This window comes from Pseudoalteromonas sp. PSi26, from assembly GCF_054960575.1.
The window spans coordinates 95735-113594 of sequence record NZ_JBHNYT010000010.1; the positions used below are offsets into that span (position 1 = coordinate 95735).

The 17860-nt window shown below is 38.6% G+C and carries 14 protein-coding genes and 1 tRNA gene; 12 read left to right on the forward strand and 3 right to left on the reverse strand.

Annotation, left to right across the window (positions count from 1 at the left end):
• Positions 1-226: 226 nt before the first annotated feature.
• From ACFI34_RS12305 to ACFI34_RS12330, 6 genes are all read left to right on the forward strand, one after another.
• Entirely contained in the window at positions 227-2044 is a 1818-nt protein-coding gene (locus tag ACFI34_RS12305) for a M14 family metallopeptidase (protein ID WP_462673708.1), read from the forward strand.
• Between the two features lie 2 nt (positions 2045-2046).
• A complete protein-coding gene (locus ACFI34_RS12310; RefSeq protein WP_462673709.1) occupies positions 2047-2688 on the forward strand; it encodes an MBL fold metallo-hydrolase in 642 nt (213 codons plus the stop codon).
• Positions 2689-2803: 115 nt separating this feature from the next.
• A complete protein-coding gene (locus tag ACFI34_RS12315; protein ID WP_002960703.1) occupies positions 2804-3262 on the forward strand; it encodes an Lrp/AsnC family transcriptional regulator in 459 nt (152 codons plus the stop codon).
• A 113-nt stretch (positions 3263-3375) separates the two neighbouring features.
• Complete coding sequence (locus tag ACFI34_RS12320; RefSeq protein ID WP_006794467.1) at positions 3376-4932, forward strand: SulP family inorganic anion transporter; 1557 nt, start codon at positions 3376-3378, stop codon at positions 4930-4932.
• A 244-nt stretch (positions 4933-5176) separates the two neighbouring features.
• A complete protein-coding gene (locus ACFI34_RS12325; RefSeq protein ID WP_462673710.1) occupies positions 5177-6250 on the forward strand; it encodes a sensor histidine kinase in 1074 nt (357 codons plus the stop codon).
• Positions 6247-7071 (forward strand): LytR/AlgR family response regulator transcription factor, encoded by an 825-nt coding sequence (locus ACFI34_RS12330; protein ID WP_006794465.1) that lies wholly within the window; start codon positions 6247-6249, stop codon positions 7069-7071. The genes ACFI34_RS12325 and ACFI34_RS12330 overlap by 4 nt, the downstream gene beginning before the upstream one ends.
• Positions 7072-7128: 57 nt before the next feature.
• On the opposite strand, the gene pyk is transcribed toward ACFI34_RS12330, so the two are convergent.
• Positions 7129-8565: a pyruvate kinase gene (pyk, locus tag ACFI34_RS12335; protein ID WP_462673711.1), complete on the reverse strand. Its 1437-nt coding sequence runs from the start codon at positions 8563-8565 to the stop codon at positions 7129-7131.
• Between the two features lie 378 nt (positions 8566-8943).
• Between pyk and gndA the strand changes: the two genes are divergently transcribed.
• On the forward strand, positions 8944-10317 hold the full coding sequence (gndA, locus tag ACFI34_RS12340) for an NADP-dependent phosphogluconate dehydrogenase (RefSeq protein ID WP_462673712.1): 1374 nt from the start codon (positions 8944-8946) through the stop codon (positions 10315-10317).
• Between the two features lie 65 nt (positions 10318-10382).
• On the opposite strand, the gene ansA is transcribed toward gndA, so the two are convergent.
• Complete coding sequence (ansA, locus tag ACFI34_RS12345; RefSeq protein WP_462673713.1) at positions 10383-11393, reverse strand: asparaginase; 1011 nt, start codon at positions 11391-11393, stop codon at positions 10383-10385.
• A gap of 81 nt (positions 11394-11474) precedes the next feature.
• Positions 11475-13340: a signal peptide peptidase SppA gene (gene sppA / locus ACFI34_RS12350; protein WP_462673714.1), complete on the reverse strand. Its 1866-nt coding sequence runs from the start codon at positions 13338-13340 to the stop codon at positions 11475-11477.
• Positions 13341-13628: 288 nt separating this feature from the next.
• Here sppA and ACFI34_RS12355 point away from each other — a divergent pair, with 288 nt between their 5' ends.
• The 5 genes from ACFI34_RS12355 (at position 13629) to ACFI34_RS12375 (ending at position 17829) form a co-directional block, all read left to right on the forward strand.
• Complete coding sequence (locus ACFI34_RS12355; RefSeq protein ID WP_462673715.1) at positions 13629-15590, forward strand: oxidoreductase; 1962 nt, start codon at positions 13629-13631, stop codon at positions 15588-15590.
• A gap of 89 nt (positions 15591-15679) precedes the next feature.
• Positions 15680-16363, forward strand: a complete 684-nt coding sequence (locus ACFI34_RS12360; protein ID WP_276754871.1) for an HvfX family Cu-binding RiPP maturation protein — start codon at positions 15680-15682, stop codon at positions 16361-16363.
• Positions 16364-16481: 118 nt separating this feature from the next.
• A complete protein-coding gene (locus ACFI34_RS12365) occupies positions 16482-17030 on the forward strand; it encodes an NAD(P)H nitroreductase (RefSeq protein WP_006794458.1) in 549 nt (182 codons plus the stop codon).
• A 206-nt stretch (positions 17031-17236) separates the two neighbouring features.
• Positions 17237-17614: a hypothetical protein gene (locus tag ACFI34_RS12370; RefSeq protein ID WP_006794457.1), complete on the forward strand. Its 378-nt coding sequence runs from the start codon at positions 17237-17239 to the stop codon at positions 17612-17614.
• Positions 17615-17738: 124 nt separating this feature from the next.
• A tRNA-Ser gene (locus tag ACFI34_RS12375) sits at positions 17739-17829 on the forward strand.
• The last annotated feature ends 31 nt before the right edge of the window (positions 17830-17860 follow it).

Sequence of the window (17860 nt, forward strand, 5' to 3'; positions counted from 1 at the left end):
CAACATATAAGAGTTACTCCAAGTTCCCGAGTAAAGTTAGTCGTTATCAATTTAAAGGCCCAGCTGTATTTAATTGGGTGCTAATTGGGCTGAAATACCAATAAAGCATTTTTGATTCATTGTTAACTTACCTTAGGCTGTGTTTTTTGTTGAACTACCGCAGTTTTTTCGTAACGATCAGTTAAGTTGTTATAATTTGGTTATTAAAGCGTTTTTTGAGAATAATATGTTAGCCAGCTTACTCTTTTTATCTGCAACTATGACTTACGATAGCCATTTACCACCTTTGCTACCTTGGCAAGGACAAAGTTTATCGCTGATACAACAGGCAGGTCCTCTGACAACGGATTTTGAACTTTCAGATGGTTATATATCTCCTGACTACAACAACACAATGGCTTTTGTAGAGCGTTTAGTTGCTGCAAACCCAACTCAATTCAAATCGCAAATAATTGGTTATAGTAATAGTAAGCGCGCTATTAAAATGGTTGTAGCGAGTGAGCAAGGTTTTTTTGATGCAGATCAGCTTGCTAATAGCACCAAGCCTACAGTGCTTGTCCAAGCGGGAATTCATGCTGGCGAGATTGACGGTAAAGACGCCATGTTTATGTTGTTACGCGATATAGCGACAGGCAAACGCAGGGATATTTTAAAGAAAGTAAATATTTTGTTTATCCCAATTTTAAACGTTGACGGACATGAAAGAAGCGGCCACTTCAACCGTATTAATCAACGCGGCCCAAGTAAAATGGGTTTTAGAACTAATGCAAATAATTTAAATTTAAACCGTGACTTTACAAAACTTGATACACCCGAAGTTAAAAGTGTTTTGAAGGTTATTAATGACTATAACCCAAATCTGTATGTTGATGTGCACGTTACTGACGGTGCCGATTATCAATACGATGTCACCTATGGGTATAACCCGGTTTTTGCGAGCGAATCACCTGCTATATCAGCTGCGCTAGACCAATACTTCAAACCTGTAATAGATGAAAAGTTAGCATCGCAAGGCCATATACCTGGACCACTTGTATTTGTTATGAATAAGCGAAACTTTAAAGAAGGGCTTGCAGGTTGGGTTGCTACACCACGGTTTTCAAATGGTTGGGGCGACTTAAAGTCATTACCTACAATTTTAGTCGAAAACCATTCTCTGAAACCCTATAAGCAACGTGTATTAGGAACTTATATATTTATTGATGGTGCAATTGATGCCTTATCAAATCACAGCCATGAACTAGCTAATGCAGTAAAAAAAGAACAGGCATTTGTGCCAAAAGAGCTTATTGTTCAACGAGGGTATAGTAAAACTCCTGTTGAAATTGAATTCAAAGGTATTCGTTATACCTCAAAAATGAGTACGTTATCAGGTCAAACAGAAGTTCAATATATTGGCGAGAAAGAAGACTATACAAACCTCCCTGTATATTGGCAAAAAGACGTACAAAAGCGTGTTGAAGTGCCTAAGGCATTTTTTATACCACCTGTTTACACGGATTTAATTGAAAAGTTATCGCTTCATGGTGTGTCTGTGAACAAATTAGTTGGTGAAAATACACAACCATTAAAACAGGCCAAAATAGATAAGTACTCTTTTGCTAAGTCTCCGTTTGAAGGACGATTTAGAGTAACGGCTATTTTTGATTATAAGCCTGCTATTAATGTAAATTTAGACGGTTGGTTTGAAGTGACAACTCAACAAAAGGCAGGAGAATTAGCTGTCCATTTGCTGCACCCAGAGGCACCGGATTCATTTTTTGCATGGGGTGAGTTTAATACTGTTTTTCAACGAACAGAATACATGGAAAACTACGCGCTAATCCCGTTTGCCCGTCAAATGTTAAAAGATAATCCAAAACTTGCATTAGCATTTGATAAAAAGCTAAAAAATGACAAGTCATTCGCTAATGATCCTGATGCTCGCTTAAACTGGTTGTATGGGCATAGCCCGTTTTATGACCAAGCTTATTTAAAGTATCCAATACTTATGTCGTTTGAAGAAGAAATAGCAATACCAGAACAAAAAGATAAAGAAATATAGCGATGAAAATTATAACAATACCAGTGACACCTTTTGCACAAAATTGCAGAATAATAGCTTGCGAAAGTACTCAAGAAGCAATCGTTGTTGACCCCGGTGGTGACAGCGATAAGATAATAGCTACTTTAACGAGTAATAGTTTAACCTTAAAAGCTGTTTGGTTAACCCATGGGCACTTAGACCATGTTGGTGCAGCGGACGTGCTTCGTAGGCAGTTTGATATTAAGATTATTGGCCCGCACAAGGATGAACGTTTTTGGTTTGATAATTTACCAATGCAAGCTCAAATGTTTGGTTTTCCTCCTATTGATCCTTTTTACCCAGATGAGTGGCTATCCCATGGTGACACTTTGAGCCTAGGTAAATTAAAATTCGATGTAATGCATTGCCCAGGTCATACGCCAGGACATATTGTATTTTATGAACAAGATAATAAATGTGTAATTGTTGGTGACGTTATATTTAAAGGCTCTGTGGGTCGAACCGACTTTCCACAAGGCAATAGTCAACAACTTTTAGAATCTATTAAGGCTCATATACTAACCTTACCAGTGAGGACCGCGATTTTGTCGGGGCATGGCAGCGAGACAACGGTAGAGCATGAAATTAAAACGAACCCTTTTGTGAGTGGGCAGTACGGGTAGTGAGTTAAATGTATTAATTATGAGTAATTTATACATAGAAAAACTAAAAATAAGCAGACTGTTTTTAAAAATGGTTGTATAATTTAACCAGTTTATTTGATAAATAAGAAATAAAATGTCTCTAAATCACGTAGATCGCCAAATTTTGGCACTTTTGCAGCAAGACGCAAGCCTCTCAACTGCCGAGATAGCCGACAAAGTAGGCTTATCTCAATCACCTTGTTGGCGTCGAATTGCTAAACTTGAACAAGACGGCTACATAAAAAGCAAAGTGGCATTGTTAGATGAAAAGAAACTAGGCTTTGATATGCTAGTGTACGCGCATGTGCGTTTATCTAACCATGGTAAAAAAAATCTGGCTGAGTTTGAAAAACTGATCATGAGTTATGATGAAGTTACAGAGTGTTATACAATGGCTGGTACCATGGATTTTATGTTACGCATAATTTCACAAGGTATAGAGGGTTACGAACATTTTGTTAGAGATAACTTGTTAAGTTTAGAATATGTACAGGAAGTGCATTCAAATGTAACAATGACATGTGTAAAACGAAGTACTTCTCTTCCTTTGTAAACGGATAACTTTTTAGAGCTATTTAGTTTAAAAGACAATGTAATTGTTAAATGAGCGCTAATTTGCTAGAATTTAGCGCTTTTTTTATACCCAAAACACACCTGAGGAACTCAATGTTTAACTTACTCAGTAGGGCGCCAAGCTCTGCTAAAAACGATATTCTATCTGGTTTAACTGTGGCGTTAGCCCTAGTGCCAGAAGCTGTTGCGTTTGCCTTTGTTGCAAATGTAGAACCTTTAGTTGGTCTATATGCCGCGTTTATCGTAGGTTTAATCACGGCTATATTTGGCGGCCGCCCTGGTATGATTTCAGGTGCTACCGGTGCATTAGCGGTTGTTATGGTAAGTTTAGTACTTGATCATGGTGTTGAGTATCTCTTTGCAACCGTGCTTTTAATGGGTATTTTGCAAATACTCGCGGGAATATTCAAGCTCGGTAAGTTTATTCGTATGGTACCGCATCCTGTAATGCTAGGGTTTGTAAACGGCTTAGCTATTGTTATATTTTTAGCCCAGTTAGGTCAGTTTAAAGTACCTGACGGTATGGGCGGTCAGCAATGGATGACGGGTGAACCATTGTTTATTATGCTAGGGCTGGTTGCGCTAACTATGGGGATTATTCATTTCCTGCCCAAGTTAACAACGGCTATTCCTTCGTCTTTGGTTGCGATTGTAACGGTGACTGGCTTAGTGATTGGCTTAGACCTTGAAGCACATACCGTATTAGATTTTTTAAAAGGGATGACAGGTGACGAAGCGGCAACAATCGCAGGTGGGTTGCCAGAGTTTCATATTCCTATGGTGCCATTTAATTTAGATACGCTGCAAATTATCTTCCCTTATGCACTGATACTTGCTGCTATCGGCCTGATAGAGTCATTATTAACGCTTAGCTTAATTGATGAAATTACTGAAACGCGTGGCCACAGTAACAAAGAGTGTATTGGCCAAGGCGCTGCAAATATAACGTGTGGCTTTTTTGGTGCAATGGGTGGTTGTGCAATGATTGGCCAATCAATGATTAATATTAATTCTGGCGGTCGTTCACGTTTATCAGGTATCAGTGCAGCATTAATGTTGCTCGCATTTATCATTTTTGCCTCAAGTTTAATTGAAATGATCCCACTTGCCGCACTTGTTGGGGTTATGTTTATGGTTGTGCTTGGTACATTTGAATGGGCAAGTTTTAAAATGATGAAGCGTGTTCCATTGTCAGATGCCTTTGTAATCGTGTTGGTTTCAGGTGTAACGGTGATTACCGATTTAGCGATTGCAGTGTGTGTAGGTGTAATTGTGTCTGCACTTGTTTTTGCATGGCAACATGCTAAGCATATTTACACAACCAACTACATTGATGAAGAAGGCTCAAAAGTATATGAGTTACATGGGCCATTATTTTTTGGTTCAGTTAAAAACTTTTCTGAATTATTTGATGTTAAAAATGACCCAGAGAACGTTATTGTAGAGTTTAAACATAGCCGTGTATCAGATCACAGTGCAATAGAGGCTATTGACGCATTAGCTGATAAATATACTAAAGCGGGTAAGCAGCTTCATTTACGTCATTTAAGTAAAGACTGCACTCAGTTACTGCACAAAGCGCGTGATTTAGTTGAAGTAAATGTAATAGAGGATCCAACTTATAAAGTTGCGTCAGATAAACTTGCTTAAACAATAATTATCAACGTGTTAATGAAAGCGAAAGGTATTACCCTTTCGCTTTTTTATTGCGCGTAAGTTAAGTTTGCGTTGATTGTATTAAAAACTAAGATAGGCGGTAGTGCTAAACAGCCTCGTAAATCTATATAATAAACGATGTTATGAATTAGTTTATTTATAAAATTAATTAGTTATTAATAAATACAAGCTAAGAATAGATTTTAAAGCAGTTACTATTTTGGAGACAGTGTAAATTTTGAATTGGCAATCTTTAATTGATAACCGTCAGCGCTTTTTTTGGCTTTTGCAGATTGCAGGCTGGATAGGGTATGCGCTTGTCAATTACATTGGTTCTAAAGTATTTGAAATGCGTGATATTTACGTATTCGTTATATTATTAAATGCTTATGCTGGCTGTCTTATGACAGTACCCCTTCGCTATATTTACCGTACAGTTTGGAATGCTTCACCTATAGTGCTGATGTTAGTGGTGTTTGGTGCTTCTTATGTAACGGGTACATTGTGGGCTGTTGTACAAAAATTTAATTTATGGGAAATATATCGCCATGGTTACAGGCCAGAAGAGTGGTTTTATTACCTACAACAAGGATTGGATTCTGTTTACATTATTTTGTGTTGGAGTGGTTTATACTTTGGCGTTAAATATTATCAGCTATTGCAAAGTGAACGTCAAAAAGCATTAAAAGCCACTACAATGGCCCACGAAGCCCAATTAAAAATGCTTAGGTATCAGCTTAACCCGCATTTTTTATTCAATACGCTAAATGCAATTTCAACATTAGTTTTGGTAAAAGAAAATAAAGATGCTAACTTAATGGTCTCTAAATTGAGTGACTTTTTAAGATACACATTAAATACCGATCCCATAAAAAAAGTACCACTTGAGCAAGAGTTACATGCATTAAAATTATATTTAGATATTGAACGAGTTCGTTTTGATGAACGTTTAAAGGTAAGCATAGACGTAAGTGAACAAGCAAAACAAGCGCTTGTACCTAGTCTTATATTGCAACCTATTATTGAGAACGCAATTAAATATGCGATTGCCCACTTATCTGAAGGTGGTGTAATTGATATAAAAGCCCAAGTGTTTGCGAACGAATTACTCCTTGAAGTGGGAGATAACGGGCCTGGCACCGAATTAGAAAATGGCAAGCTTGTTAACGCACAAGGTGTTGGCATTGCAAATACCAAAGATAGATTAAAAACGCTCTACGAAAATAATTATTCGTTTGTATTATCACATAATACGCCAAGTGGATTAAAAGTTAATCTGCGAGTGCCGTTTGAGAAGGCTGTGAAGAAATGATGAAAATCAGAACGCTTATTGTTGATGACGAACCATTAGCGCGCAAAGGTTTAGATGTAAGACTTTCAGAATTTGATGATATTGAAGTTATTAAATTATGCAGTTCAGGTGCGGATGCAATACAGACGTGTAAAAACGAAAAAATAGATTTAGTATTTTTAGATATTCAAATGCCAGGCATGAATGGTTTTGAAGTTGCTCGCGCGTTAAGTGAAAGCACTAAAGTACTTCCGGCAATCGTGTTTGTTACCGCATTTGATCAATTTGCAGTAAAAGCATTTGAAATTCATGCATTGGATTACATTTTAAAACCCGTTGATGATAACAGACTAAAACAGGCGGTAGAAAAAGTGCATACCTATTTAAAAACGCAACAAGACAACGCCCATAAGAAAAAACTCGCGAGTTTTGTAGCTGGCATTACCGGAAATAACTGTGAAGAAATTCTCAAAAAGCTTGCAACCGGTGATACTTTAGCTGATAAACGTTACCCAGAGTCGTTGGCAGTAAAAGAGCAGGGCGAAATTATTCGTGTTCCAGCAGCAACCATTCAATGGGTTGATGCAGCAGGTGATTATATGTGTTTACATTGCCAAGATGGACAAACACATATATTACGTAAAACAATGAAAGAACTTGAGCAAGAGCTCGACCCTCATTTATTTGTTAGGGTTCATCGCAGTGCAATTGTAAATACAAAGCAAATCAGTAAATTAGTAACACAGGTTAGTGGCGAGTATTTACTTGTTTTAGAAAATGGACAAGAGCTAAAAGTAAGCCGTAGTTACCGAGATAAAGTAAAAGCAGCATTAGCGAGCTGAAATTATAGTTAGAAATAAAAAATGCGAGCTTAGCTCGCATTTTTTTAAAAGCGTTAATTACTCAACAGTAACAATTTTCATTGTATTTGTAGCGCCAACAGTTTCCATAGAATCACCATGCGTTAAAATCACAGTATCACCTGAATATAATGATCCTTGGGCAACAAGCGTGTCCAATGCTGCTTTAACCATTACATCTTTATCTGTTTGCGTCGAATCAAAAAACACCGGATATACACCACGATAAAGTGCAGTTTGACCAAGCGTACTGGCATGACGCGACAATGAATAAATTGGTAAGCCTGAGCTAATGCGTGACATCAGTTTTGCTGTACTACCAGATTCAGTAAGCGTTACAATAGCCTTTACAGAATCTAAATGGTTTGCTGCATACATAGCTGATAGAGCGATTGATTCAGCATTATTAGAGAAGCGACTATCTAAACGGTGCTTAGATACATGAGTTTCTTTTTGTGACTCAGCACCCAAACAAACGCGTGCCATAGTTGCTACAGTTTCTTCAGGGTAATCACCCGCTGCGGTTTCTGCAGAAAGCATTACAGCGTCGGTTCCATCAAGCACTGCGTTTGCAACATCCATTACTTCAGCACGTGTTGGCATTGGATTATCGATCATCGATTCCATCATTTGCGTTGCTGTAACAACAGTACGGTTCAATGAACGAGCACGACGAATAATAAGCTTTTGCTTGCCCATTAACGCAGCATCGCCAATTTCTACACCTAAGTCACCACGTGCAACCATAACAGCATCTGAAGCAAGTACAATGTCATCAATCGCTTCTTGCGTTTCTACAGCTTCAGCGCGTTCAATTTTTGCAAGAAGTTGCGCTTTAGAGCCAGCTGCTTCTGCTAAAGAACGAACGTAACGCATATCATCACCACTACGTGGAAAAGATACCGCAATATAATCTACATCGATTTCTGCTGCTGTGATTAAGTCTTCTTTGTCTTTATCAGTAAACGCAGGTGCAGTTAATCCGCCTCCTAAACGGTTAATCCCTTTATTATTTGATAAAACACCTCCCACTGTAACGGTACAGTGAACTAGATGATCAACTACTTTATCAACTGTAAGTTGAATTAAACCATCATTTAAAAGAAGTAAATCGTTAGGAGATACGTCTTGTGGAAGCTCTTTATAATCGATACCTACAGCATTTACATCGCCTTGCCCTTTTTCCATTTTTGCATCAAGAATAAACTTAGCACCCACTTCTAGGGTTACTTTGCCTTCTTTGAACGTTGATACACGGATTTTAGGACCTTGAAGGTCGGCAAGGATAGCAATATGTTTGTTCAATCGTTTTGCAATATCACGAACTGCCTGTGCACGGTCTTTATGATCTTGAGCCACACCGTGTGAGAAGTTTAAACGTACTACGTTTGCACCTGCGCGAATAATTTTTTCTAAGTTGTTATCTCTATCGGTAGCGGGCCCAAGGGTAGCGACTATTTTTGTGCGTCTTAGCATCAATTTCTCCTGTGTGCTTGGTGAAAGCAGGTTGACGGTTATTTTGTTTGCGATAGATATAGCTTTATAAAGCTATATCTTTAGTTGTAGGCAAAGCTAAAAGAATTGCCACTACTTTATACAAAACTATTGTGTGAACATTATGACACCGGTGTCAAAATGCGTCAATGATCATAATTTTAATTTGCTTTGCTTTTAGTCACCCTTTACTCGATGATGTTTGATATAATTGCGGGGCTCTTATACTTGTAGTGAAATATTACCTTGTATTGGCTCATCGTTAGTATTTTATTACTGTATACGTATAAAGCATGCGGTATTATTGAATGAATACATTGAATTTTCTAACCAAATAGTTGTTACCGAGGAGGACACTAAATGCAAGTTGCATTAGTCGGGTTAGGCGTTATGGGGAAAAATCTTGCCCTAAATTTGATAGAAAAGGGGATAACGCTTGTTGCTTATGACAAAAACCCACATGCGGGTGAAGAGTTAATAAGTTGTGCTAAATCTCAAGGCATGGCTGACAAACTTCACATTGTTTCTGATTTAGGAGACATGGTAAGGCGTTTAGAAGCACCTCGTTCTATTTTATTACTTGTTCCTGCGGGTGAGTTAGTTGACACCGTTTGTAATGAACTGGTAGACGCAGGCGTAGAATGTGATGATATTATAGTTGACTGTGGTAACAGTAATTATAAAGACGGTATAACGCGTAAACTTAAATACCAAAACAAATTTGAGTTTGCCACCATGGGTATTTCAGGTGGTGCCGAAGGTGCCCGCCATGGCCCAGCAATGATGGCCAGTGGGTCAGAAGGTGGCTGGGAACGTATTGAACCATGGTTTGAAAAAGTAGCTGCAAGTTACAATGGTAGCTCTTGTTTTGCGCGTGTTGGCCAATCGGCAAGTGGACACTTTGTTAAAATGGTTCACAACGGCATTGAATATGCACTTATGCAACTCATTGCAGAAATGTATCAATTACTACGCTCAGGAACTAACCGTTCTCCAAAAGAAGTAGCTGCAATATTTGATGAGTGGTCACAAGGGCAGTTAAATAGTTACTTACTTTCTATCTCTAGCCACATATTAACCCTTGAGAATGATAAAAATGAGCCACTAGTCGACCTTATTGATAATAAAGTTGGCGCTAAAGGTACAGGTTTGTGGACTGCACAAAACGCGCTAGAGTTAGGGATTGCAGTACCATCACTTGTTGCTGCTGTTCAAGCCAGACACCTAACCAATGCCTGCGATACAACCGCTGCACAAGAAATGACGTACGCTTCAAAATCAACCAATATCGTTGATATTGATCTCGAAGAGCTTAAAGATGCATTTACACTTGCTAGTTTACTTGCGTATCGCCAAGGTTTAGCACTAATTAAAGGCGCATCTCGTACACACCAGTGGAAAGTTGATTTGTCGAAAACATTACAAACTTGGCGTGCAGGTTGTATTATTCGAGCTGACTACCTAGATAGCGTGGCGCAAGGAGTCGAATTTATAGATTCACTCGATAAAGAGGCGAATGCACTACGTAAGATAACAGGACAAGCTGTTATGTCTGGTTTGGCGTTTCCTGTATTAAGCTCTACACAAACTTACTTAGCAACGTTAACAACACCAAGTAATGGGCACCTAGTTCAAGCCCAGCGTGATTATTTTGGTGAGCATGGCATTAAAACCCATAGTGGTGAAACCTGCCATTTAACTGACCTAGTTGAGATTGACGCTAAAGTTCGTTAATTCTTTATTAGACAAAAAGGCACGCTATAAGCGTGCCTTTTTTGATTCTGCAGATGTGTAACTCTTTATCTTGTTAACTCACCACGCATATTATCTTGCATTAAGTGGCGAATAGTCTCGGTTTCTAGATTTTGGCTGAATAGGCAATGAAGTTTGGTTAGGCAGGCTTCTAAAGTCATATCATACCCACTAATAACGCCAATATTTAATAATGCGTTGCCGGTTGCGTAACCGCCCATATTTACTTGGCCTTTTAGGCATTGTGTTAAATTAATAATAATCATTCCTTTATTACTTGCTTCACTTAACACTGATAAGAACTTATCGTCTTGAGGTGCATTACCCACGCCAAAGCTTAATAACACTAAAGCCTTAATGTTATCGTTTACAAGGCTCTTCACAACCTCGGTACTTATTCCTGGGTATAAATAAAGTACGCCAATTGGCTGTGGCGTTATTGTGGTTACTTGAAGTTCGTTTTCAACATAAGGACTTAGTTGGCCTTTAATAAGTTGAATATTAATGCCTGATAATGCAAGAGGCTCTAAATTTGGTGAAGCAAAGGCATCAAAACCATCTGCATGTGCTTTAGTAGCTCTATTACCTCTAAATAACTGGTTATTAAAAAACAGACTCACTTCTGCAATTGGGTAATTAGCAGCTAAGTACATCGCATTTAACAAATTAACCTGTCCATCAGATCGTAGTTGAGAAAGTGGAATTTGCGATCCGGTAACAATAACGGGTTTAGTTAAATTATCAAACATGAATGAAAGTGCCGATGCAGTATAGGCCATGGTGTCTGTACCATGTAGTACAACAAAGCCGTCGTATTGCTGATATTTGCTTTTTATATCATCTGCAATAAGTTGCCAGTGCGCAGGGGACATGTCAGATGAATCAATAAGTGGACAGTATTCGTGAATATCAAATAAGGGCATTTCATCACGATTAAATTCCGCATTGTTCATAACCGTTTCGGTTAAGAAACCTTCTGCGGGAATGTAACCCCGACTTGATTTTTTCATTCCTATGGTACCGCCGGTATAAGCGATATAAATGCGTTTACGTTTCATAAAAAAAGCCCAGTAAAAAAACTGGGCTTAGTATAACCTGTCGCTAGTGTAAATAAAGCAACGAGTGTGGATCACGCACCTTTATTGTGCAACTTTACACTCTAAACAACGAGCGTACACACCCTGTGGATCGTTATAATCCTTGAGGCTTTCAACTTCACTACTCAGTTGTTGAATGACGCTGTTTAAATTAGCTTGTGTTGCTAAAACAGATGGTGCTTTTGTTTGAAGACCCAACATCGATTTTACTGATGCACTTCCAAAAATGTCTTGTAGCATTTTTTCTTGCGGGCTCAAATCTTGTGTGATTGTTTTAACATCGTAGTTTTCTAACTTAGCAAGGGCCGCTGCAGCATCAATTGCATCTTGCTTATCACCTAGCTTATCAATTAATCCCAGTTCAAGTGCTTGAGAAGCAATCCAAACTCGACCTTGCGCAATTGCATCAACTTCCTCAGGCGTCATGCCTCGAGCCTGAGCTACAACATTCAAAAATCGACCGTAAGCCTCTTCAACACTCATTTGAATAACTTGAGCCATTTTTTCGTTAAGTGGGCGAGTGATAGAAAAACCTGCCATTTCGGTGGTTGCAACACCATCAGAATAAACACCAATTTTTGATAATGTATTTTCAAATGTCATAAATGTGCCAAATACACCAATCGACCCTGTAATCGTACTTGGTGCAGCCCATATTTCGTTTGCAGCAGATGCAATCCAGTAACCGCCAGATGCCGCAACAGAGCTCATTGATGCGATAACAGGTTTACCGGCTGCTTTTAGAGCTAATACCTCTGCGCGAATAACTTCAGATGCGAACATACTACCGCCACCTGAATCAATGCGAAGTACCACTGCTTTTACTTTATCATCAAGTCTTGCTTTACGAAGAAGGGCAGCGGTAGAGTCACCACCAATTTCGCCCGCTCTACGCTCACCATCTACAATTGTTCCTCTAGCTACAACAACCGCTACTTTCTCAGTTATTGGGTTATCAAAAACGACAGGAGGCTTAACCAGGCTCAGGTATTCACGAAACGATACGTGTTTAAATGTTTTTCCATCTTCTTGTGCACCCACTAAATCTATCAATTGTTGGCGTATTTGCTGAGTTGTTTTAAGCGAATCAACCCATTGATTATCGAGTGCATATTTACCAGCATCACCGTTAGCAGCTTGCATTTTTTCTAGGTAAACATCCATAGTTTCATCAAAGTTTGACTCATCGAATGGACGTACAGCAGAAACATCTTGCTTATATTCATTCCAAAGTGCACCTAACCATACACGGTTTGCTTCTTTAGCCGCATCAGACATATCGTTACGGATAAAGGGTTCAACAGCTGATTTAAATGTACCTACTCTAAAAATATGCTGTGTTACTTCTAGCTTTTCTAGTGCGTCTTTAAAATACAGTGGGTACATGCCGTAACCTTCAATAACAACGCTTCCATACGGATGCATCGCTATTTCGTCAGCATGTGCAGCAATGTAATACTGCGCTTGCGTGTAGTAGTAACCTGTAGCGATTACTTTTTTACCAGCTTGTTTGAAGCCTTCAATAGCGTTGGTAATTTGTTTAAGTTTATTTAAATGCGCTTTAGGCATTTCTTGTAAATCAAGAAGTAGTACACTAATACGACTATCTTTTGCTGCTTCGTTTATGACTTCAACAACATCATCAAGTAAAATCTCACTTGGTTGGTCGTTACCTGATGTTGCGTCATTTAAAGCCGCCTCAATAGGATCTACATATAACTTTTCTTCAACCAATGGGCCATTTAGGTTTAATCTTAGAACAGAGCCTTCCTCTACAATAATTTTATCATCATCGCTTGATATACCTGCAATAAATACAATAACAAGTAGCACAAACAAAAAGTTGATTATTAATCGACGAGAAAAGTTTATTCCAGCCCAAATGCCTTTGAATATTTTTGCTATCAAAATAGCTCCTTAATTTGGTACAGCTAATACATTTGTTTCATCTTATCCTAGAATAAATATAAATTTAACTGCTAAATCGTAACGAAGTGTTTATAAATACGTTCAAGCTACCGAAAACAATGGATTTATTATGCGATACACTCTCGCATTAAATAGTAATTTTGAGATGAGTACGTATCTTAAGCGTGTCTTAAGTATTAATTAAATACATGCAAATATTGCTTATTCGTTATCATTAAAGCAGAATTAGTGAATCTACACAGGTTAGACCAGTTAATGGGGCATGAGATGTTAGAACAACAACTACAATTAAAACACACACAATTACGAAACAGATTAGTTATGGGCTCAATGCATACGGGCCTCGAAGAGGGATGGCATAACAGAAAACGTTTACGTGCATTTTATGAAGCCCGTGCAAAAGGCGGCACAGCCATGCTCATTACCGGTGGCTATAGCCCGAACCTGCGAGGCAAGTTAACGCCAATATCGTCTTCTTTTAACAGTTATTATGATGTTTTTAAGCATCGCGCATACACAGATGCTGTTCATAAACATGGTGGGAAAATTTGTTTACAGTTACTGCATGCGGGTCGCTATGCTTATCATCCTTTCAATCAGGCACCTAGTGCTATTCAGGCTCCAATTAATCCCTACAAGCCTAAAGAAATGTCACTGAGCTCAATTAAAAAAACGATTAAAGACTTTGCGCACTCTGCTTATATGGCTGAAAAAGCTGGGTATGATGGCGTTGAGGTAATGGGATCTGAAGGTTATTTGATTAATGAATTCATGGCGCCACACACCAACAAACGCGAAGACGAATTTGGTGGAAGCCTTGAAAACAGGATGCGCCTAGCGCTTGAAATAGTCAAAGCGGTTAGGGCTAAAGTATCTGATAAATTTTTAATTATATTTAGACTGTCGGTTATGGATCTAATCCCTGATGGGTCCACTCCTGATGAAGTGGTTATTCAAGCCACTGAGCTTGAAAAAGCCGGGGTTGATATTTTTAATACGGGTATTGGCTGGCATGAAGCGCGCGTTCCTACGATTGCTAGTATGGTTCCACCAGGAGCCTTTAAAGAAGCGTCTAAGCGCTTAAAAAGTGTTGTTAGCGTTCCAGTCATTGCAGTAAACCGTATTAATACACCTGACATTGCAAATGAGATTTTAAATGCAGGTGAAGCCGACCTCATATCAATGGCTAGACCTTTATTAGCTGATCCTGAGTTTTTTAATAAATATCAAAATGATCAAACAAAACAAATTAACATTTGTATTGGCTGTAACCAAGGTTGTTTAGATCATGTATTTAAAAATAAACGTGCAACCTGCTTGGTTAATCCTCAAGCGGCTTTTGAGCTTGATTACCCGCTCGATAAAGCGACACACTCAAAAAATGTACTTGTTGTGGGCGCAGGCCCTGCTGGCTTATCCGCAAGTTGTTATTTGGCTCAAAAAGGTCATAAGGTCACTTTGATTGACCAAAAAGCGCAAATGGGTGGCCAATTTAATTTAGCCATGCAAATACCTGGCAAAGAAGACTTTAATCATACACTGGCATACTTTATTAATGAGCTAGAACGTTTAGATGTAGCGGTTAAACTCGAAACGTCATACAACGAGTCAATGCTGACACAGTACGACGATATTGTATTTGCAACGGGTGTTCGCCCACGTGAGGCGTCAATTAAATGTGGTGATAACAAACGCGTATTTGCATACGATGAAGTAATTCGTGGCGAAGTCGAGTTAGGCAACTCTATTGCCATTTTAGGTGCTGGCGGCATTGGTTTTGATATGGTGGCATTTTTAAGTGAACATAAATCACAAACCATTGATGAGTTTAAAACGCAGTGGGGAATTGAATGTGAACCGAAGCCACACAAAGACGAGCGTCAGTTGTACATGTTAAAAAGAAGCTCTGGCCGATTTGGTAGTGAACTTGGAAAAACAACAGGTTGGATCCATCGTCAAGTAGCTAAGCAGCATGGTGTAAAACAAATTGCAGATTGTCAGTATCAAAGCTTTGATAGCAAGGGTTTAACTATTACAGTTGGTGGTGAAACTCAGGTTTTACCGGTCGACACTGTTATTGCATGTATTGGTCAAGTTTCAAATGATGAAGTTGTAAAGCCTCATGCTGAAAACGCTAAAGTACACGTTATTGGTGGCGCTAAACTCGCTGCTGCAATTGATGCTAAGCGCGCTATTTTTGAAGCCCTTCAAATAGCGAGAAGTATTTAACCTTTCGACAAGTTGAAATAGTTTAGTAATTCATGCGGTCTTGGTTGTTTATAGTCTATAACTAAATAAACATTAAACACAGGATACGCATGAACACACTGACTCGCTTCTATGTAGCTGCAATAGGTAAACTATCATTTTTAGATGGGTTACCTCCTTTACTTTTTAGATTAATTTTAGCCCCTGTGATGATTATCGCGGGTTATAATAAGCTCGGCATCAGCGGCGATGCTACTGGCTTTTTCAATAATTTATTAGCCTCGCCTGATATTGTGCAATGGTTTGGAAATAGTGAATGGGGCTTAGGTTTACCGTTTCCCGACTTACTTGCATTTTTAGCTGGTTGGAGTGAATTTTTGGGTGGTTGGTTTTTATTAGTAGGCCTATTGACTCGCCTCGTAAGTATTCCTCTAATGTTTACTATGGTTGTTGCTGCAACATCAGTACATTGGCACAATGGCTGGTTTGCAATTGCTCCGACTAATCCTGATACGAGTGCAGCTCAGGTACTTGATTGGTTATCTATACCGGGCGCCAAAGAAAGTCTTGAAAACTCAGTTGAAGTACAAGAGCGAATTGGCAAAATACGATCAATAGTCGATGAGCATGGATTTGTAGATTACCTGTACGAAAAAGGTAAACCTTCAATATTAAATAATGGGATAGAATTTGCTGCCATTTATTTCGCTATGCTCCTGAGTTTATTTTTCACTGGAGGTGGACGCTTTGTTAGCGTTGATTATTGGCTCAGAAGAAGTGTCTTTAAAGAGTAAATTTAACGTGAGTTTATATACGCCAGCAAAAATTATTTTTTGCTGGCGTTTTTATTTCAATATTTATCAACACAGACTTAAAATGTTACCCTAGCGTTTTAAATATCGAGAAATAATTATGGATGCTATTGAGCTTTTATTAACTCGCCAATCTGACTCAAAACTAACAGAGCCAGGCCCATCTATTGAGCAGCTTAATATTATTAAACAAGCTGCACTTCGTGTCCCCGATCATGGTTGCATAGCGCCATGGCAATTTATTGTTGTTGAAGGGCAAGCGCGTGAAAAGTTAGGGTCGATTTACCACGAGAGTGCTGTGGCAGAGCAACAAGAAGATAAAGTTATAAACCGAGCTAAAGAATTACCGCTTCGTGCTCCAATGATCATCATTGCCATTGCTAAATATCAACAACATCCTAAAGTTCCTCGTATCGAGCAAGTGCAAAGCGCAGGGTGTAGCGTACTTGCAATGCAACAAGCCGCATTTGCACAAGGGTTAGGGGGTATTTGGCGCACGGGTTATTTTGCACAAAGTAATGCGGTTAAGCTAGCGCTTAATTTAAACGAGTTAGATGAAATTGTGGGTTACTTGTATATAGGTACACCTGCCGTCGATTGTAAAAAGTCACCAAGGCATAAGCCAGAAACTTATTTTACTGATTTATAAATAAGTGTGAACTTTTACATGCATTTATGGTCACTTATAATTGAGTATAAATTTTAATCACTGATTATTAATGTTAGTGAGAAACTGCAAGAAGGGCATGGATGCTAAATAACTTGATAATTCTTCTGCAGTTTGTTTTTTAATCGGTTGTTTTTTGATAATGTATGGAAAGTCTCAAAATAATAACGATAAAGAAGACTTAAATTATGGGAAATTTATTTTTACGTGAAAAAGAAAACTGGCTCGCTTGGTCAATTTGGGGGCTTTTAGGTGCGTTTGTTACGTTATATGTAGCAATGAGTACAAATGCTGCCCCTTTTATTGCCGGTTCAGCCGTCAGTGTATTGGTACTACTTACTTGGTGGATGCAACAATCTAAACGATTTGATTTTGGACGCGCATTTAAAGTGTGCTGTTATGTACTTATGTTAAGTATTCTGCCTACTTTTATGTTTGTCATTGTGCCAAGTGACGACTTAAACCGTTTTGATTTAATTTTTCAAGGGGTTACTTTTTTCTCATTGAGCTTGTTGGTTTGCTTAGTGTGTTCTTGGATTGCGCGTAGGCCTAAACAGTATTACTAGTAACCGCTATTTTTAAAATCTTAAAATGAATAAGTGATAGTTTTTTACACTATTAGATTAAATTTTATTTTTTACATTTAAAGCTTTACAAATATCGCGATAACCCATATTATACGCGCCGTACGGAGAGATGGCAGAGTGGTCGAATGCACCGGTCTTGAAAACCGGCATAGGTTTGTAGCCTATCTAGGGTTCAAATCCCTATCTCTCCACCATTATTTAAAAAAACCGCCTTATGGCGGTTTT